This window comes from Kitasatospora sp. NPDC002040 (assembly GCF_040296785.1).
Lineage (GTDB): Bacteria > Actinomycetota > Actinomycetes > Streptomycetales > Streptomycetaceae > Kitasatospora.
Genome location: NZ_JBEOXV010000011.1, coordinates 114353 through 132622, shown reverse-complemented (window position 1 = coordinate 132622; position 18270 = coordinate 114353). Strand labels below are relative to the sequence as shown.

The window sequence follows — 18270 nt, the reverse complement described above, 5'->3', positions numbered from 1 at the left end:
CCACCGTGTCCCTGGACAGGACCTACCGATCGGTGCCCGGCACCACGATCTTCGACGCCGAGCAGTCGGCCAAGGGCTACCACCTCAACCAGTTCTGCATGTCCCTGATGACGGCCGAGAACCGCGCCAGCTACCTCGCCGACGAACGCGCCTACCTGGACGCCTGGCCGCTCCGGGAGGAGCAGAAGCGGGCCCTGCTCGACCGCGACCTGAACGCCGCCGTGCGCGAGGGCGGCAACATCTACTTCCTCGCCAAGTGGGGCGCCACGCTCGGGCTGTCGTTCCAGCAGATGGCCGGCTCGATGACCGGGATGACCGAACAGGAGTACCGCGCCATGATGGCGGCCGGCGGCCGGTCCCCGGTCGGCCGGCGGATCGACCACGCCGTCCTGGACGCCGCCCACACCGACCCCGCCCCGCCGGTCGAACACGCCGTCATCACCGCCGCGGTCTTCACCTCGCACGTGCCCGCGATCGGCGCCGCGATCGATCACGGGAAGACCGGCGAGCCCTACTGGCAGCCGGTGTTCGAGGGCTACGAGTTCTCCAGGTCCTGGCAGCGGGACAACCTCCCCGACGTGGTCCTGCTGGTCTACAACGACCATGCCAGCGCCTTCGACCTGTCGCTGATCCCGACCTTCGTGCTCGGTACCGGTGCGGCCTACCCCACCGCCGACGAGGGCTACGGTCCCCGGCCCGTCCCCGGCATCGAGGGCGACCCGGACCTGGCGGCCCACCTGGCGCACTCGTTGATCAGCGACGACTTCGACCTCACCCTGGCCAACGAGATGAGCGTGGACCACGGCCTGACCGTCCCGCTCTCGCTGATGTTCGGCGAGGTCGACGCCTGGCCGTGCAAGGTGATCCCGCTGCACGTCAACGTGGTGCAGTACCCCGTCCCCTCCGGTGCTCGCTGCTTCCAGCTCGGCCGGGCCCTGCGCCGCGCGGTCGAGTCGTACGACCGGCCGCTGAAGGTGCAGATCTGGGGCACCGGCGGGATGAGCCACCAGCTGCACGGCCCGCGCGCCGGACTGATCAACCGTCAGTGGGACAACGCCTTCCTGGACCGGCTGATCGACGACCCGGCGGGTCTGGCCCGGGTCCCGCACCTGGAGTACGTCGAGCAGGCCGGCTCGGAGGGCATCGAACTGGTCATGTGGCTGATCGCACGCGGTGCCCTCAGCGACGTCGACGGCGAGGGCGAGGTCGAACTGAGACACCGCTTCTACCACGTACCGGCGTCCAACACCGCCGTCGGCCACCTGATCCTGGACAACCACCCGCGGGCCGCGACGCCCGCCACCGAGGAGTGACATGACCGCCCAGCAGACCGTACGGATCGCCCTGGCCGGCGGCGGTGCCTTCGGCGCCAAGCACGCGGCGGCCCTGCGCCGGATCGAAGGCGTCGAAGTGACCGCCGTGGTGAGCGCGGACCTCGAGGAGGCGCGGAGGTTCGCCGCCGAACAGGGGGTGGGCCGCGCGGTGGCGAGCCTGGCGGAGGTGCTCGCGTCGGACCAGGTGGACGCCGTCGTCCTCGCCACGCCCACCCCCCTGCACGCCGCCCAGACCCTCGCCTGCCTGGAGGCCGGCAAGCACGTGCAGACCGAGATCCCGCTGGCCTCCTCCCTCGAGGACGCCGAGGCCTGCCTCGCCGCCCAGCAGCGCACCGGACTGGTCGCGATGGTCGGCCACACCCGGCGCTTCAACCCCAGCCACCAGTGGCTGCGACAGCGGATCCGGGCCGGGCAGTTCCGCCTCCAGCAGCTGGACGTGCAGACGTACTTCTTCCGCCGCAGCAACCTCAACGCACTCGGGCAGCCCCGCAGCTGGACCGACCACTTGCTCTGGCACCACGCCGCCCACACCGTCGACCTGTTCGCCCACCAGACCGGTTCACCGATCGTGCAGGCCAACGCGATCCAGGGACCCGTCCACCCCGAACTCGGCATCGCGATGGACATGTCCGTCCAACTGCGCACCGCCGACGGCGCGATCTGCACCCTGTCGCTATCCTTCAACAACGACGGCCCGCTCGGCACCTTCTTCCGCTACATCGGCGACACCGGCACCTACCTGGCCCGCTACGACGACCTGCTGACCGGTACGGAGGAGCGGGTGGACGTCAGCGGCGTGGCCGTCGCACTGGACGGCATCGAGCTGCAGGACCGGGAGTTCGTCGCGGCCATCCGCGAGGGACGCGAACCCAACGCCTCCATCGCCCAGGTGATGCCCTGCTACCGCACCCTCGCCGCACTGGAGCAGCAGCTCCGCTCCGCGTAGGCATCCCCGCCGAAGTACTCGGTGTGCCTGCCGGTGCCGAAGCGGCCTGCCCGCGTCCGCTCAGGACGGCACCGGCGGCAGCGGGCCCTGGTGGTTCCAGCCGGGGGAGCGGACCTCCAGGGTGAGGTCGGCGGAGCCGACGTCGTGGCCGCAGGTGCGGCAGGTCCAGGCGGCGTCGAGGGGGTGGTCGGGGTGGTCGGCCACGTGGTGGTGCAGGACGGCGGGGGGCTCCGGCAGGAGCCACCTGTCGCCCCAGGCGAGCAGGGACTGGGCCAGCGGCGCGAGGTCGTGACCGGCCTCGGTGAGGTGGTACTCGTACCGCAGCGGGCGCTCGCTGTAGGCGCGGCGCTCGACGACACCGGCCTCCTCGAGCGCGCGCAGCCGGGCGGTCAGCCGGTCCCTCGGCGCACCGGTGTTGCGGACGATCTGCTCGAAACGGTGGTTGCCGTAGAAGAGTTCGCGCACGGCGAGGAGGGCCCACTTCTCACCGAGCACCTGCAGAGCTGCGGCGATGGAGCAGGGCCGGCCGGGCGGGGGCGTGGCGGGAGGAGGGGTCACCGCTCCAGCATGCCACGGTGAGTTGCGTAATCAAACCCACTCCCGCTAGCGTGCCCGGCCATGGACACAGTTGGAATATCAAACCCACCAGTGGTGGAAGCCGCACCCCGACCGGCCGGACGCACCGCGTTCCTGGTCATCGCCGCCGCAGTCTTCGTCTCCAACCTCGACCTGTTCATCGTCAACGTCGCCCTGCCCGCGATGCAGCAGCACTTCCGCGGCAGCACCCTGAGCACGCTGTCCTGGATCCTGAACGGCTACGCCATCGTCTTCGCGGCCCTGCTCGTCACCGCTGGACGCCTCGCCGACCGGATCGGCCACCGGACCGTCTTCCTGGCCGGCCTCGCGCTCTTCACCGCCGCCTCCGCGCTCTGCGCGCTCGCCCCCGGTGTCCTGTGGCTCGACGCCGCGCGCGTCCTCCAGGCCGCCGGCGCCGCAGCCCTCGTCCCCACCTCGCTCGCCCTGCTCCTCGCCACCACCGCCCCCGAACGCCGCCCCGGCGCCATCCGCGCCTGGGCCTCGATCGGCGGGATCGCCGCCGGACTGGGCCCCGTCCTCGGCGGGCTGCTGGTCGAGGCCGACTGGCGCTGGGTGTTCCTGGCCAACGTCCCGGTCGGCCTCGCCGCCATCGCCGCCGGTGTCCGGGTCCTGCCCCGCGCCCACACCAAGGAGACCGGCCCGCTGCCCGACATCCTCGGCGCGGTACTCCTGACCGCAGCCATCGCCGCGCTCGCCGTCACCCTGGTCAAGGGCAACGACTGGGGCTGGACCTCCGCCCCGGTGATCGCGGGCGCCCTCGCCACCGTCGCCCTGACCGCCTGGTTCCTGCACCGGTCCGCGCACCACCGCGCGCCCGTCGTCGACCTCCCGCTGCTGCGGGTCCCGACCTTCGCCGCCGCCAACACCTCCGCCCTGCTCTTCACCGCCGCCTTCGCCGGCATGCTGCTCACGTCCGTGCTCTGGTGCCAGCAGATCTGGGACTACTCCGCGCTGCGCACCGGACTCGCCATCGCCCCCGGCCCGCTCCTGGTCCCGCCCGTCGCGATCGGCAGCGCCGCACTGGTCCGCCGACTCGGCCCCGGCCTGCTCGCCGCACTCGGCACCCTGGCCTTCGCCGCCGGGATCGGCTGGTGGGCCGTCGCCATCGACGTCCGACCGGACTACGCCGCCGCGCTGCTGCCGGGCCTGCTGCTCACCGGCCTCGGCGTCGGCCTGACCCTGCCCACCCTGATCGGCGCGGCCGCGCAGGCCCTGCCGCCGGCCCGCTTCGCGACCGGGTCGGCCGTGACCACGATGAGCCGTCAGATCGGGGCGGTGGTGGGCGTGGCGCTGGTCGTCGCCCTGATCGGCGAACCGACCGGTCCGCAGGCCGCACTGGAGGCGTTCCGCCGCGGCTGGGCCGCGGTGATCGTGGCCGCGGTCCTGGCCAGCGCCGCCGCACTCCTGCTGGCGCGGGCCCGGAACCGTACGGCCCGCTCCACGGTCTGAGGACCTGTCACAGCAGGGAGGGCACGGTTCGAACCCGTCCTGAACTGCCGCGCGCAGGACGTCGAAGCCGCCCTCCGCACGCACCCCCGGTCCGGCAGGCGCGGCCAGCCGGGTGGTGCGGCCCGGGGGAGGGCTTCTCCGGGACGACCCTGACGTGGTGTCAGGGCCGACCTCGGGGCGAAGCCGGGGTGGTTCCTGATGTGCCGTCCGCAGGCCGGTGGACAAGATGATCAAGGGCGTTCGACCGGCGCCCGATCCGATCCCACCGGAGTTGACCCGATGCACGCCCTCAAGCGACACCTCACCCCACTGGCACTGGCCGCCGCCGTGCTGGTGGCCGCCACTGCCGCCACCACCCCGGCCCTGGCGGTCGGCGCGGACCGGGCCGGTGCGGCCCCGCAGGGTGTGTCGCCGGCCGCCGCCACCGGGCTGAACACCGCGGCCCTGGACGCGGCGACGGCCCTGCGTCCCGGTGATCGGGCGGCCGGTCAGCTGGCCCGGGTCGGCACCGCGGACCAGGTCTGGCGGGGCAGTTCCGCGGACGCCTTCACCGGCCGCCCGATCTCACCCGATGCGCACTTCCACGTCGGCAGCATCTCCAAGGCCTTCGAGGCCGTGGTGGTCCTGGACCTGGCCGCCGAGCGGAAACTCGACCTGGACCGGACCGTCCAGCACTACCTGCCCGGCCTGCTGCCCGACAGCTACCAGCCCATCACCGTACGGCAGTTGCTCAACCACACCAGCGGCCTGCCGGCCATGCAGGCGGGCATCGCCAACCCCACCGCCGAGCAGCTGATCAGCGAACGCCACGACTACTTCACCCTGGACGAGGTCATCCGCTCCAGCCTGCACCCGGCGGACGGATCGACCCCGCCCCTGCACTTCGCTCCGGGCACCGAGCAGGAGTACAGCTCACTCGGCTACCGCGTCGCCGCCAGGATCATCGAGCAGGTGACCGGCAACTCCTTCGGCCACGAGGTGACCACCCGGATCCTCCGCCCGCTCGGCCTGCACCACACCTCCGTACCCGAGGGCGACACCTGGATGCCCCGGCCTGCACTGCACGGCTACGTCGTCGACTCCACCGGCCGGCCCGTGGACGTCAGCGACCAGGCGAACGACGCCACGGCCGTCATCTCCACCGCGCCCGACCTCGACCGCTTCATCAGCGCGCTGTTCAGCGGCGACCTGCTCGCCCCGCAGCAGCTGGACGAACTGTTCGACCTCCCCCGCGACAGCGCGGGCCGGCCCCTTCCCTACGCGAACGGCAGCGACTGCGAGACCGGCCCCGCCAAGGGCACGGCCTGCTACGGCGCCGGCCTGAAGAGCTTCCCGCTGCCCGACGGCACCGTCCTGTGGGGCAAGACCGGCCACGACCTCGGCTACGCCAGCGGCGTCTTCGCCACCCGGGACCTGCACCTGCGCACCGTCTACGCCGTCGCCACCACCACCGACCAGGACGGCTCGCCCGCCGTGGTCAACCGCCTGATCGCCGCCCTGCTCACCCCGCCCCGGGCGGCCCGCTGACCGGGCCGAGGGCGCCCGTGCCCTTCGGTCAGAAGTCCTCGGATTTGGCCAAGTCCAACCGCTCCGGAGGAGAGTGGTCAATCGGCTGAGGCGCCATAAATCTGGCAAATCTTCACGGAGCAGCGAAGCGAAAAGCAATATCGGACGGTTTTCTGCTCACTGGGGCACTGTTTCTGAACGATGCGAGCTGAGTGTGGCGCCCGCTCGGCGCGCTCTCCCGCCAGGTCCTGCCCCCCATGGGATCAGCGCGCGGCCGTCGCCCTGCGCGGTCACTCCGCCGGGGGGAAGAGGGCCTGGGCGCCGGTGAGTTCCAGGAGGGCGGTGATGTTCTCCGAAGCCGCGAACAGGCGGAGCCGGCTGCCGGCCCGGGCGGCTTCGTTGCGGGCGTGGATGAGGGCGGTGAGGCCGGCGGAGTCGCAGAAGGTGAGGCGGCCGAGGTCCAGGTCCACGCTGGGCGGGGTCGGGACGGCGGCGAGGGTGGTGCTGACGGCGGCGCGCACCTGGGGGGCAGTGTCGAAGTCGAGCTGGCCGACAGCCTCGATCACCGGGCCGCTCGGACCGGTGCGCGTGGCAATGCTGAGAACGGGAATGGGTGAGGTCACGCGGGGCTCCTTCCGGTACGGTCACGTGGCGGCGCGACGAGGACAAACGTAGGGCAGGACAGCGTGTCACGGACAGCGGCGGTCCGAGGCGCTCTGCCCGGCGCCCGCCGGAGGTGACGGCGGGCGCCGGGCAGGTGCGAGGATGTCCGTCCGGGGACGACGGGCACCGCTCGGGACGTGCGGGAGCCGCGAGCGAAGGAGGGGCACGTGGACGGCAGTGCCGGCAGGGCGGTCCAGGCGCCGCTGTGCGCCGCGTTCGACGGCGGACCGGGCACCTGCGCGCACGCCCGCGAGAGCGCCGCCGCCTTCCTCGCCGCCCTCAGCGCGGGCACACCCGCCTCTGACGACGGGGCCGCGGACAAGGTCCTCCTCGTCGTCTCCGAACTGGTCACCAACGCCGTGCGCCACGCCCCCGGACCGGTCGTCCTGACCCTCAGCGCCTCGCCGGCGGGCGTGCGGATCGCCGTGCGCGACACCAGCACCGCCCTGCCCGTCCCGCGCACACCCGACCTGGTGAGCGGAAGCGGCGGGTTCGGCTGGCCCGCCATCATCCGGCGCCTCGCCACCCGCATCGACGTCGTCACCCACCCCGGTGGCAAGGAGATCCACGCCACCATGCCCTGGTGACGGGGCCCCGGCCGGCAGCACCGGACGGACTTTCTCCCGGACTGCGTGCATGGAGCACGGAAAAGGGGGAAGCAGCTGCGCCGACGGTGTTGAGGATCACGGGCCGCCCGACTGAGTACCACTCGCCGGGCGTAGTGGCCTAAGGTCCGGGTGGGATCGCTTGGTCCCCTATGGAGGGGTGTGTGCTGTGGCTGATGAGAACATTTCCAACCGCCTGATCGGCCTTCTGTCAGTACGCGGCGAAGACCTCGGTGCTGAGTGGGCGGACAAGGTCACCGGATCCCTGGGCGGGCGGGTCAGCCGCGCGGAGGTCCAGCGTGAGCTCCAGGAGCTGTACTCCGCGCTGGTGGCCGCGCTGGAGGAGGGCAGCCTGGACGGGCACTCCGAGGCGTTCGGCGAGGTCCGTGCACTGCTGACCGAACTGTCACGGGCCCGTGCCCAGCAGGGCTTCACCCCCACGGAGACCGCTGCCGGCGTCTTCGCCCTCAAGGAGGTCCTGGAGTCGGCCCTCACCGGGGCCGACAGCGACGTCCCGGCGTACCTGAGGTTCACCTCGCTGCTGGACACCCTGGGCCTGTACACCATAGAGGTGTACACGCGCACCCGCGAAGAACTGATCGCGGCGCAGGCCGAGCAGCTGATGGAGCTGTCCACCCCGGTGGTGAAGCTGTGGGACGGGGTCATCGGCGTTCCCCTGGTTGGGACCCTGGACTCGGCGCGCACCATGGTGGTGATGGAGAAGATGCTCCAGGCCCTGATCGACACCGGCTCCGAACAGGCCATCATCGACATCACCGGCGTGCCCGCGGTGGACACCGAGGTCGCCCAGCACCTGCTGAAGACCGTGGTCGCGGCCCGCCTGATGGGCGCGGAGTGCACCATCTCCGGGATCCGGCCGCAGATCGCGCAGACGATCGTGGCCCTCGGCATCGACTTCGGCGACATCGTCACCAAGGCCACCCTCGCCGACGCCCTGCGGCACGCCCTGCGCCGCTCCGGCGTCACCCTCTCGCGCACACCGCAGGCGGGCAGCCGGTGAGCGACCAGGTTCCCGTCCTGCGGATCGGGCAAGTCCTCCTCGTCTCCATCCAGACCGACCTGGACGACCAGGCCGTGATGCTGCTGCAGGACGACCTCGCCGCCGCGGTGGTGGACTCCGGTGCCCACGGTGTCGTCATCGACATCACCGCCGTGGAGATCGTCGACTCCTTCGTCGGCCGGATGCTCTCGACCATCGCCTCCATATCCCGCCTGCTGGACGCGCAGACCGTCGTGGTCGGCATGCGTCCGGCCGTCGCCATCACCCTCGTCGAACTCGGCCTCTCGCTCGGCGGGGTGCGGACCGCGCTGACACTGGACAAGGGCCTGCGGCTACTGGAACAAGCCCGCGCGAGCAGCCTCGGCGGAGGCACGTCGACGTCCCAGGGTGACGCCGGGGACGAGGGCACCGCGCCCGATGCCGCGGCCGGTCTGTGAACAGCCCTGGTCGTGACCCTCAGATCCTGGAGATCACGGCCAACGCCGCAGTCGTGCAGGCCCGCCAGCTGGTCCGTGCACTGGCCCAGGAATGCCGGCTCTCACTCGTCGAGCAGACCAAGCTGATCACCGCCGCCAGCGAGCTGGCCCGCAACACCCTCATCTACGGGGGAGGAGGCACCATGACCGCGGCCCTCGTCGACGAGCGCGGGCGGCGCGGCGTCCGCCTGGTCTTCGCCGACCAGGGGCCCGGCATCCCCGACACCGACCTCGCCCTGACCGACGGCTGGACGTCGGGCAACGGCATGGGCCTCGGCCTGTCCGGATCCAAACGGCTCGTCGACGACTTCGTCCTGGACACCGCACCCGGCCGGGGTACCACCGTCACCATCACCAAGTGGGCCCGATGAACGCGGCAGGCGGCCCCTTCCTGCTGGACTGCGAGGACTCCTCCTGGTTCCGCGACCAGCCGGAGGCGGCCCGCGGCGCCGCCGCCGCCCTGGGCCGGCGGATCGGCCTGGGAGAGCACCGCACCGCCCAACTGGTGCTGGCCGTCGCCGAACTCGCGACCAACGTCACCAAGCACGCCCACAGCGGCTCGATGGCGCTGCGGGTCCTGCGCAACCGCGACGTCGCGGGGGTCGAGGTGATCGTCGTCGACGCCGGCCCCGGCATAGCCGACGTGGCACAGGCCCTGCGCGACGGGGTGTCGACCATCGGGACCCTGGGCATCGGCCTGGGCGCGGTCCAACGGCTGGCGGACACCTTCGCCATCCACTCCGCACCCGGGCTCGGGACCCTTCAGCTGGCCCGCTTCTGGCCGCACCCCCTGCACCCCTCCCTCTCCGGCGAGGCGTTCGTGGGCGGAATCACGCGGTCCATCGGCGGCGAGGAGGTGTGCGGCGACGCCTGGGCCGCCCGGACCGACACCGGCCGGGACACCCGGGCGGCGACCGCCGGCCCGGACCGGCCGGGCACCGCTGCCGCACCCGACTGGTCGGCCATGACGGCGACCGCGACGGGAAGCCGTAGCCTGCACTCCGCAGCCCGGGATCCGCACCGCCCGCTCCGGCCGGCGAAGGCCGGGCGCTCGGAGCTCGTCCGCGGCGCCACCGCGGGGCCGGGAGCGGGTGTACTGGTGATGTCGTGCGACGGGCTCGGCCACGGGCCGATGGCCGCACTGGCCGCACAGGCCGCTGTCCAGGCCTTCCGCACGGGCACCGCACGCACGCCCGAACAGGTGATCGGGGAGGTGCACCGGGCCCTGCGCGGCACCCGCGGTGCCGCGATCGCCGCCGCCCGCCTCGAACCCGACGGCCGGGTCCTGTTCTGTGGCATCGGCAACATCACCGCCTCCGTCGTCACCACCAGCTCCCGCGCCAACCTGCTCTCCCACCCGGGGATCGTCGGGCACCAGATGCGCCAACTGCGCACCTACGAACACCAACTACCCGCCCACGGCGCACTGGTGATGCACTCGGACGGACTGAGCGAACGCTGGACCCCCGGTGACCTGGCATCCCTGCTGCACCATCCGCCCGCCCTGATCGCCACCGGACTGCTGCGCCTCGCCGGCACCCGTCGCGACGACGCCAGCGTGGTGGTCGCCAAGGGCGCCTGGTGAGCATCGGCCGGCCCTCGCCCCGCACCCGTGACAACACGCCCGTACTGACCACATCGGTCAGGACCGAGCAGGACGTCTTCGCCCTGCGGCGCCGGGCCAAGACCGTCGCGCACGCCGTCGGCCTCGACAACCGCGACCAGGTCCGCCTCGCCACCGCGCTGAGCGAGCTGGGACGCGACCTCCTGCGCGCCACCCCGCTGACCGTCACCTTCCAGGTGCAGCGTGACCCGGCCGCCCTCCTGGCCTCCCTCCGGTGGCACGACGACCGCACGCCCAGCAGCGAATCACTGCAGGCGGTCACCCGGCTGCTGCCGCAGACCGCCCACCGCCCGACCGCGACCGCCGGCGGCCGGATCGACATCCGGTGCCCCGTTCCCGAGTTGTCGTCCCGGTACATGGACGCGGGACAACTGAGCTCCCTGCTGGACACGGACGCTCCCGCGAGCGCCATCGACGACCTGCAGGCACAGACCCGCGACCTGCTCGCCGCGCTGGAGGAGGCCCGCGCCCAACGTGACGAACTGGAACGCCTCAACGACGAACTCACCGAGACCAACGCCGGGGTCATGGCCCTGTACGCCGAGCTGACCGTCGAGCACAAGGACGTCGTGGAGCGCTACAGCCAGGAGCACGAACTCGCCCTGGCACTCCAGCGCACCTTCCTGCCCGCCGCCCTGCCCGACAGCCCCGGGGTCGAGCTCGCCGTACGGTACCTGCCCGCCACCACCACGGCCGAGATCGGCGGTGACTTCTACGAGGCCGTCAACACCCCCCACGGACTGCTCCTCGCCGTCGGCGACGTCAGCGGCCACTCGCTCCAGGCCGCCATGGTCATGGGCCAGCTGCGCCACGCCCTGCGCGCCTACGCCGCCCAGGGTCACCCCCCGCACGTCCTGCTCACCCACCTCGACCACCTGATGAGCCTGCACCAGCCCGACTGGACGACCACCCTGTGCATCGTCCTCGTGGACCCGGACCGCACCCGGATCCACGTCGCCAACGCCGGACACCTGCCGCCCCTGCTCCTGCCTCCCGAAGGCCCGCCACGGTTCCTGCGCGAACACGGCCCCCTGCTGGGCATCGGACTCCCCCAGCCGCCCGCCGTCACCCACACCGTCGAACCCGGCAGCAGCCTCCTCATGATCACCGACGGACTCGTCGAAACCCGGGGCAGCGACCTCTACGAACGCCTGGACCTCCTCAGCGCCTCCGCCGCGGCCGGACCGCACGAACCAGAAGGCCTGTGCACGAAGCTCGCGGAGACCTTCGCGACGGAACCCGACGACGACATCATCATCTTCGCCGCACGCATCCAGCCCCCCGGACAGCAGCCGGCTCCGCACGCCCCCGCTCCGGCACCGGCCTGACGGGGCCCGGGGCATGATCATCACCGTCCGCCGGCCCGACGGCGCGGGCCGTGGGCGCGCCCGCGTGCGGCGACCACCGCCCTCCCGGCGCGGCCCGCTGTCCGGACTCCCGGGGACGGCAGGTCGCTCGCCCGCGCCGCACGGCGCGGGGTCTAGGGTCTGAGGATGAGGACCGACGGGGACGACGCCGAGGCCGACACCGCACCGACCGCTGCCCCGGACGCATCGCGGTCCTGGCGGTGGCGCAGGGTCTCGCCCACCCGGCGCGGGCTGGTGCTGGCCTGGTGGGGGTTCACCGTCACCTTCGGCGGCCTGCGGCTGCTGACCTGGCTGATCCACATCGACACCGCGGGGGTGGGCAACGTCTCCGCCGGCGGGGTCCACATCCACCACTACGTCTGGGGCATCCTGATCCTGATGGCCGTCGGCGCCGTCGGACTCGTGGAACGATCACCGCGCTGGCACGCCTGGATGGGCCTGGCCTACGGCATCGGCGCGGCACTGGTCATCGACGAGACCGCGAACCTCATCGACCTCAAGGATGTCTACTGGGAGCACTCCGGCGGCGTCAGCATCGCCCTGGCCCTGATCATCATCGGTCTCGCCGGGAGCCTCCTCGCCTTCACCCGCCGCGACAAGGACGACCGCGAGAAGCCCCGATGACGGTGACCGTGCGGCTGAGCCACCGAGCGACCGCCCCACGCGCGGCCGACCCGGCAGTTCGCCTCACGGTCGCGACGGTAGTGACGCCTTCGAAGTGTTCCCGCAGATGCTGCGGGCAGGGGCCGTACCGGCCGATCGGCAGGAACGGATCGACCAGCCCCCACTCACCGTCACTCAGTTCGCGTCGCGTCACGGAAGCGTAGTACCGGCCCCACCCAGCCCACGGCGGGCGAACCGGACAATTGATCACAGGCCCTAGGGGTCGTCTTCAAAGCTGATTGTGTGATGGTGGATCATGTCGGTCATGGTGCGTCGTCCGTCGTGCGGTGCGCATGGTCGCGGAGAAGCCGGGCAGCGGCTCAGCCGAGGCGGCCCGGGCGGTCGCCGGTGCGGGTCAGCAGGCCACCACGGTGGAGACGCCGGCGGCGGAGGTGGGCCAACCCGGCTGGTTCACCGAGAAGTTGGCGATGACCGTGGAGCCGCACGGGGCGGTGGTGCAGATGCTGCCGACCTGGTTGCCGCCCGCCTGGACGAGCACGGTCGGGCTGGTGGGCGCGGTCGGGGCGTCGCCGATCACGGTGCCGGAGACGTTGAAGCCGACCGGCTGGGGCTGCCAGGTCTGGCTGTTGGGCGTGGCCGTGCCGTACAGGCGGACCTGGTTGCCGGTCACCTCGATGCACGCTCGGGTCAGCAGGTACCCGGGCGCACCCGGGGCACCGCAGGTGACAACGGCACCGACCGGTCCGGCGGGCGCGGCGACGGCGGTGCTGCTCCTGAAGTCGGACGCCACGGTCCTGCGCAGCCACCGCCTCAGCACTCCCTCCGTCTGACTCCGACCTTGAGGGGGGTGCTGGCCGAACGGGAGCCCCGACCGGGTGAGTGCGGCGGCCGCCGTGGCGACGACGCAGTCCCGGGTGGCCCGGCACGACCCTTTCGCGGATGGGCCTGTTCCAGCGGCTGTGCTGCAGGACCAGGACGTCCGCCTGCCGCAGGTCGACGCTGCTCGTGCGGGACTGCGTACTGAACGGTACGACGCCCGTCCGGCCGGGCTCGCCGGCCGCGCGCTCACGCGGTCCGCAGTTCTCCTTGGCCGACATCGCGGTCGAGCGCCCCCCCGGCCTTCTCGCCGCTGAAGCTGAACAGTGCTGTTTCTGACGAGAGTTGATGAGGCGTCAGCCTGCAGTCCTCCCGAAGCGAGCACGACCGCCCGCCCACTCGCCAGGCCGGGGCGAGTGAGCGGGCGGTGTCGCCCCGTCAGGACGGGTTCAGCTTGATGGCGAAGGTGTTGAAGATCGTCGACACGTCGACCCAGCCGAGGCCGGTGGTGCAGCCGGAGGCTCCGCAGCCGTAGCCGACGCTGATGATGCCGTTGAGCTGGCGGCTGTTGGGATCGTTCAGGTAGATCACCGGCCCGCCGCTGTCACCGCCCCGGCCGACGATCCCGCCGCCGTTGGGGACACCGTAACTACCGTTCACCGTAGTGCCGTTGACGTTCCAGCTGGCGTTGCCCGCGTAGACCGTACGGATGTTGCAGACCACCTTGGAGTTGTAGCCGAGCTGGCAGGTGAAGTCGTTGACGGCGACGTTGCGGACGCCGTTGAGGTAGCGGGTGTAGCCCGCGGCGTCGGTGCCGTCCCAGGTGTAGCGGAGCGTGGGCGCCTCGATGAAGACCGAGTCGATCGCGGGCAGGTCGTACTTCACCTGGCCGATGTAGGTCCCGCCCGCTGTGTAGACGTAGTCGTTGACGTTGTAGCAGTGCCCGGCGGTGACCAGCCACTGGCGGCCGTCCCAGGTGCTGACGGCGGGGATGCCGCTGGTGCAGTACGACTCCGCGCCGGAGGCGGGCCCGAGGGCCGCGCCCGCGTAGAACGGCGAACTGTCGTTCCAGCGGCTCAACGGACGCGACGGTGCGCCCTGCGCGACCCGGACCGGAGTGGCCGGGCCCGCGGCGGAGCGGGCGGCTGCGACGGCGGGCGTCGCCAGGTACGCCCGCGCTGCCGCCGGGTTGTCGACGGACAGTTCGATCGCGCTGCCGTCGACCGTGGAGCCCGCGAGTGCGACGGTGAAGGGCAGCGCCGGGTCGGCCAGGATCGCGTCGGTCTCCCGCTTGAGCTGCTGCCGGGACTTCTTGCCCGGGCGGACATGGACGAGCCCGGTGTCGGCCTTCGGGTTGACCTGGTGAACGGCGCCGAGGAAGCTCCGGGCCTCGCCCACGTCGGTCAGGTAGACGTTCACGGAACGGTAGTCGGAGGCCAGTTCGACCTGGGTGTAGATGTCGGCGCGGCTGCCCTGTCCGACCGTGGCGACAGCGTCGGCCACCACCCGCAGCGGCTCCAGCACCCGCCCCTGCTGCTCGGGCGACAGCGCCGCGACCGCGGCGGCGGACAGTGGCTGCGGCGCGTCCGCGTCGGCGGACGCCGCTGTCAACGGCAGGACGGCGAGGACCGCCGTGACGGCTAAGATGCGGCGGATCGTGCGTTTCATGTGCCCCCCAGTCGAATCGGCTCCGCCGGTGCGGGGCCTCGGTCGATGCGGGAAACGGTAGCCAGCTCCAGGGGAGACCAGTAGGTCCGATTCGGTCGCTCCGGACCCCACCGCCGCCGGCACGGCCGACGTGTACGGGGCGGATTTCGCCTGCCGAGCAGGATGGGAACCGGCCCGCCCCGGCCACCCCCGCCACCTGGCCGCCCGCCGACCCGCGGTGAGCTGGCCGCCGGCGCCACCGACACACCGTCGGATCCGTCCGAGCCCACGGTGTGACTGCTTCCCACCCCTGTCCTCGCCCGGGCAGGCTCCTGGCTCCACGTGCACGGAGTGTGTCAACCGACCCGAACTGCGCTGCCGGCTGCGAACGTTGCCGTGGAAGGACGTCACCGCGTGCCGCCGTGACCGCGAGATCGGCCACGGCCGCCGGGGGACTGGACGTAGTCCTCCGGTGGCTCATCCGTCCTCTGGAAGTCGCCCTGCTTGGTCATCAGGAGCTCCTCCAGCAGTACACCGGGCGAGCTCGACCGCTTGGGCCAGGTTGTCCAGCAGGTGCCAGGCCCGCCACCTGCACGGCCTGCGGGGCTCCGGCCCAGGCTCCCTCGCGGAACGAGCCGACTCGGTCCGGCTGCCGACGGCGGGCACCGCGTTGAGCCGCTGTGTCGGTCGCTCCGGTCCCGCAGGGCTGTCCGGTGGCACCGCTGTCCGTCAAGGCGGGTCAGGTCGGACCTGCCACGTCTCAACCGAGCACGGTCAGGCGCCCGATGCGCGGCGGGCCTTGCGGATGGCGCGGGTCAGTAGCGGTGGCAGGAGGTCGGTGATCAGTCGGCGGGGTGGGACGGTGCGGGGCGTGGGCCGGTGGTTGAGGCGCACCACGTGGCGGCCGGCGATGGTCTCCTGGTCCACGGTGAACCCGGCGGTCTGCCAGTCGCGTTCGAGCATCATCCGCTGGACGGCCCGGGGGTCGCCCCAGGTGCCGTAGAACTTCATCGGGGTGAGTACGGCCGGGCGCAGTCCGGTGGTGAAGACCGCCTCCCAGACGGCGGCGGAGACGCCGGGGGTGTGCTCGGAGCGGTAGTCGTCCAGGACCACCACGCCGTCCTCGGCCAGTGCCCGTCGGGCCACCTCGATGTCCCCGGCCACGTGCTCGTACAGGTGCGAGGCGTCCACGTGCACGAAGCGGCAGCTGCCGGCCCGGACCCGTCCGTCTGCCAGGGCCGAGGTCGGCGCCTGGTGGATCACGGGGAGCTGCGGATGGAAGGCGAGGTAGTTCGCCTCGAAGGAGCGCCGGGTCAGGGTGGAGCGGTAGGAGGAGGCCATCTCGGCGGCGTTCTCCTCGTCCCCCGCGTCGGAGTCGAAGAGGTCACAGACCGTCATCTGTTCACCGGGCTGCAGGTGGTGGCCGAGCAGTACGGTGCTGCGGCCCAGGTAGCAGCCGAGTTCCAGCAGGTCGCCGGTCCGCCCGGCCGCGCTCTGGGCGCCGAGCAGGTGGTGGAAGGCCTCCTGGTCGAGCTGGAAGAACCAGCCGGGAACCGATTCCAGGGCAGGAAGCGGCGACCCGTGCGGCGTCGCGGTGGAGGGGGTGGTGTCAGCGGCATTGTGCACGGGTGCACCTCAGGGGGAGCGGGGCTACGGGATGCCGGGGCGGGCCGACGGGGTACGGGCGGTGGCGCTGGTCGGCCCGGCCGGGGCGACGGGCCCCCGATCGTAGGGGCACGAGGCGGGGGAGCGGCGGGCGCGTCGACGACATACGGACACGAACGGACGCCCAGTGGTAGGGGTTTGGCCCAGAGGGCCGGCCTGACGGTTTCACCCTGGGAGGTGACACCCCGCCCCTGTCCGGTCAGCCGTCAGGGGAGGACGCCCTGTGTGCGGTTGACCCGGCCGATGGTCGGTCGAGGACCGGGTCGTCAGCCGGGGGACTGCGGTCCCGGTCGATGTGGTGGCGCCGGGGTGCAAGTGCGGCGTCGTACGGGCGCCCTCTTCCCGCTCCCGCAGGGTGCGATTAGCATCGCCGGGGATTGTTCGGGTACTCCGGGGGGAGCAGCGAATGAGCGGACCTGGCACTGGAGACGGCGAGGCCTCGGCCGGTCCACCGGCGGGAGGGGAACCGGCAGGCGTGCCTCCGGCACCGCAGGCTCCGCCGCCGGTCCGAAGGAGCGGGCTTTGGTCGGCGAACCGCGGGCAGGTGATCGTCGGTGTGCTGCTGCTCCTCGTCGGCGTACCGGTCGGACTGTTCACGGCGCGACTGCAGGACGATCTCGGGAAGGAAGAGCCCCGGTTCACGGCCCGCTACTCGACCGTGATGACGGACGGCTCCTTCGTGCTGCCGACCACGGTCGCCCTGTCGAGCGTCGAAGGAGTGACGAACCCCTGTGACGAGGGGTGGAAGTGGGCCCGGCAGCAGGGAGCCGTCGACATCGGAACGTCCAGGATCGATGTCGAGGCCGTGCCGGCGAAGGACCGCACCGTGGCGATCCGCAACATCCGGACCGAGATCGTCGGCACGCCACGTCCGCCGGAGAAGGGAACGGTGGTCACCTGCCGCGCCCAGGGCGAGGGCACCGCGGTGGACGTCGGCCTCGATCTCGACGGACCGACCCACAGCGCCCTGAAGGGCACGGTCAACGGGGTGTCCTACCTGCCGTACTTCGACGACAGGTTCCACTTCCTGGAGAACCAGCAGCCCGAGCTGTTCAAGGTGACGGCCATGGCCGCCGAGCAGAGCTACGACTACGTCATCAAGGTCGAAGGCTCCGTCGACGGGAAGGACAGGACCTGGACGCTGAAGGACGGCGACAAGCCCTTCCGGATCTCCGGCGTGCGCAAGGGACACGCGAACCACCTGGTGTTCGCAGGCATCTGGACGACCGAGTACACCGACGAGGCCCTTCTCCGGCCGGCTCGCTGCACCGACAAGTGCCAGGACCAGGACGGCAAGCTGCTCCCCGTGCCACCGGCTGCGGCCGCCGCGCCGTCGGCGGTGCCGGCCGTTCCGAAGCGTCCTGATGCGGCGGCCCCGCCGCTGACAGTGATCCAGCGCGACGCCGAATCCGTCGCCATCGCCTGGGCCGTGACCCGGAGCAGCGTCGACATCTCCCGGGACAAGGGGCGCATCGACGCCCTGCCCAGAACCAAGCCCTACGTGACCGGGCAGCTCTACGCGAGGCAGCTGGCAACGCGTGAAGCCAACAAGGACTACGAGCCGGACAACCCCGTCGAGGCCTGGGCCAGGGAGCTCTACCCCCGGAAGGCGTGGACCCAGGTACGCAGCGTGAGGGTCCGCATGGACACCACCAGGTCGGGCCCGAAGGCATTGCTCACGGACCCTTCGGTCGACCTGGAAGTGGAGGTCTGGTTCGACTGGCTCGCCGACGACGGCTGGAAGGCGGACGCCGACCCTGCCGACCTCAAATACAGCGTCAGTATCACCCTGGAGCGCCAGCCCGACGGGACCTACCTCGTCTCGGGCTGCGAGGAGAGCGGCTGCACCTTCTGAATCCCACCCACTGGAGCCGCACCGAACCGCAGCTGTGGCGCTCGGCGCCGTCGGTGAATCGGGCAGCGGCCCCGG

General features: G+C 71.9%; 16 protein-coding genes and 1 pseudogene. 12 read left to right on the top strand and 5 right to left on the bottom strand.

Going from position 1 to position 18270, the window contains the following annotated elements; translation table 11 throughout:
• Positions 1–5: 5 nt before the first annotated feature.
• Both ligA and ABT118_RS23060 read left to right on the top strand, forming a co-directional pair.
• Entirely contained in the window at positions 6–1313 is a 1308-nt protein-coding gene (gene ligA / locus ABT118_RS23065) for a protocatechuate 4,5-dioxygenase subunit alpha (RefSeq protein WP_350672026.1), read from the top strand.
• Between the two features lies 1 nt (position 1314).
• A complete protein-coding gene (locus tag ABT118_RS23060) occupies positions 1315–2280 on the top strand; it encodes a Gfo/Idh/MocA family oxidoreductase (protein WP_350672024.1) in 966 nt (321 codons plus the stop codon).
• 60 nt (positions 2281–2340) lie between these two features.
• On the opposite strand, the gene ABT118_RS23055 is transcribed toward ABT118_RS23060, so the two are convergent.
• Positions 2341–2838: a winged helix-turn-helix transcriptional regulator gene (locus ABT118_RS23055; RefSeq protein ID WP_350672022.1), complete on the bottom strand. Its 498-nt coding sequence runs from the start codon at positions 2836–2838 to the stop codon at positions 2341–2343.
• A gap of 93 nt (positions 2839–2931) precedes the next feature.
• On the opposite strand from ABT118_RS23055, the gene ABT118_RS23050 reads away from it, so the two are divergent.
• Positions 2932–4326, top strand: coding sequence for a DHA2 family efflux MFS transporter permease subunit (locus tag ABT118_RS23050; protein WP_350672020.1), 1395 nt, complete (start codon positions 2932–2934; stop codon positions 4324–4326).
• Between the two features lie 279 nt (positions 4327–4605).
• A complete protein-coding gene (locus ABT118_RS23045; protein ID WP_350672017.1) occupies positions 4606–5853 on the top strand; it encodes a serine hydrolase domain-containing protein in 1248 nt (415 codons plus the stop codon).
• 269 nt (positions 5854–6122) lie between these two features.
• Here ABT118_RS23045 and ABT118_RS23040 read toward each other — a convergent pair whose 3' ends face one another.
• A complete protein-coding gene (locus ABT118_RS23040; protein WP_350672016.1) occupies positions 6123–6455 on the bottom strand; it encodes an STAS domain-containing protein in 333 nt (110 codons plus the stop codon).
• Between the two features lie 207 nt (positions 6456–6662).
• On the opposite strand from ABT118_RS23040, the gene ABT118_RS23035 reads away from it, so the two are divergent.
• From ABT118_RS23035 to ABT118_RS23005, 7 genes and pseudogenes are all read left to right on the top strand, one after another.
• Positions 6663–7082, top strand: a complete 420-nt coding sequence (locus ABT118_RS23035; RefSeq protein WP_350672014.1) for an ATP-binding protein — start codon at positions 6663–6665, stop codon at positions 7080–7082.
• Positions 7083–7269: 187 nt separating this feature from the next.
• Positions 7270–8121 (top strand): STAS domain-containing protein, encoded by an 852-nt coding sequence (locus ABT118_RS23030; protein WP_350672012.1) that lies wholly within the window; start codon positions 7270–7272, stop codon positions 8119–8121.
• Positions 8118–8468: pseudogene (locus tag ABT118_RS23025) on the top strand (STAS domain-containing protein); the annotation flags it as partial. The gene ABT118_RS23030 and the pseudogene ABT118_RS23025, both read left to right, overlap by 4 nt.
• 86 nt (positions 8469–8554) lie before the next feature.
• Positions 8555–8968 carry an anti-sigma regulatory factor gene (locus tag ABT118_RS23020; RefSeq protein ID WP_350672010.1) on the top strand — a complete coding sequence of 138 codons (414 nt, stop codon included), beginning with the start codon at positions 8555–8557 and terminating at the stop codon, positions 8966–8968.
• Positions 8965–10182 carry an ATP-binding protein gene (locus tag ABT118_RS23015; RefSeq protein ID WP_350672179.1) on the top strand — a complete coding sequence of 406 codons (1218 nt, stop codon included), beginning with the start codon at positions 8965–8967 and terminating at the stop codon, positions 10180–10182. Before ABT118_RS23020 ends, ABT118_RS23015 begins: the two co-directional genes overlap by 4 nt.
• Positions 10179–11549, top strand: a complete 1371-nt coding sequence (locus ABT118_RS23010; protein ID WP_350672009.1) for a PP2C family protein-serine/threonine phosphatase — start codon at positions 10179–10181, stop codon at positions 11547–11549. Before ABT118_RS23015 ends, ABT118_RS23010 begins: the two co-directional genes overlap by 4 nt.
• Before the next feature lie 165 nt (positions 11550–11714).
• Entirely contained in the window at positions 11715–12212 is a 498-nt protein-coding gene (locus tag ABT118_RS23005) for a hypothetical protein (RefSeq protein WP_350672008.1), read from the top strand.
• A 394-nt stretch (positions 12213–12606) separates the two neighbouring features.
• Here the strand turns inward: ABT118_RS23005 and ABT118_RS23000 are convergent, their stop codons facing one another.
• The 3 genes from ABT118_RS23000 to ABT118_RS22990 form a co-directional block, all read right to left on the bottom strand.
• Positions 12607–13002 (bottom strand): hypothetical protein, encoded by a 396-nt coding sequence (locus tag ABT118_RS23000; RefSeq protein WP_350672006.1) that lies wholly within the window; start codon positions 13000–13002, stop codon positions 12607–12609.
• Positions 13003–13466: 464 nt separating this feature from the next.
• Complete coding sequence (locus tag ABT118_RS22995) at positions 13467–14696, bottom strand: chymotrypsin family serine protease (RefSeq protein ID WP_350672004.1); 1230 nt, start codon at positions 14694–14696, stop codon at positions 13467–13469.
• Between the two features lie 753 nt (positions 14697–15449).
• Positions 15450–16301 (bottom strand): class I SAM-dependent methyltransferase, encoded by an 852-nt coding sequence (locus tag ABT118_RS22990; protein WP_350672002.1) that lies wholly within the window; start codon positions 16299–16301, stop codon positions 15450–15452.
• A gap of 583 nt (positions 16302–16884) precedes the next feature.
• Between ABT118_RS22990 and ABT118_RS22985 the strand changes: the two genes are divergently transcribed.
• Positions 16885–18195, top strand: coding sequence for a hypothetical protein (locus tag ABT118_RS22985; protein ID WP_350672000.1), 1311 nt, complete (start codon positions 16885–16887; stop codon positions 18193–18195).
• Positions 18196–18270 lie beyond the last annotated feature (75 nt).

Excerpts from the sequence above, each read along its gene's own strand:
- ABT118_RS23060 (WP_350672024.1), top strand. The coding sequence starts at position 1,315 with ATGACCGCCCAGCAGACCGTACGGATCGCCCTGGCCGGCGGCGGTGCC.
- ABT118_RS23045 (WP_350672017.1), top strand. The coding sequence starts at position 4,606 with ATGCACGCCCTCAAGCGACACCTCACCCCACTGGCACTGGCCGCCGCC.
- ABT118_RS23015 (WP_350672179.1), top strand. The coding sequence starts at position 8,965 with ATGAACGCGGCAGGCGGCCCCTTCCTGCTGGACTGCGAGGACTCCTCC.
- ABT118_RS23005 (WP_350672008.1), top strand. The coding sequence starts at position 11,715 with ATGAGGACCGACGGGGACGACGCCGAGGCCGACACCGCACCGACCGCT.
- ABT118_RS22995 (WP_350672004.1), bottom strand. The coding sequence starts at position 14,696 with ATGAAACGCACGATCCGCCGCATCTTAGCCGTCACGGCGGTCCTCGCC.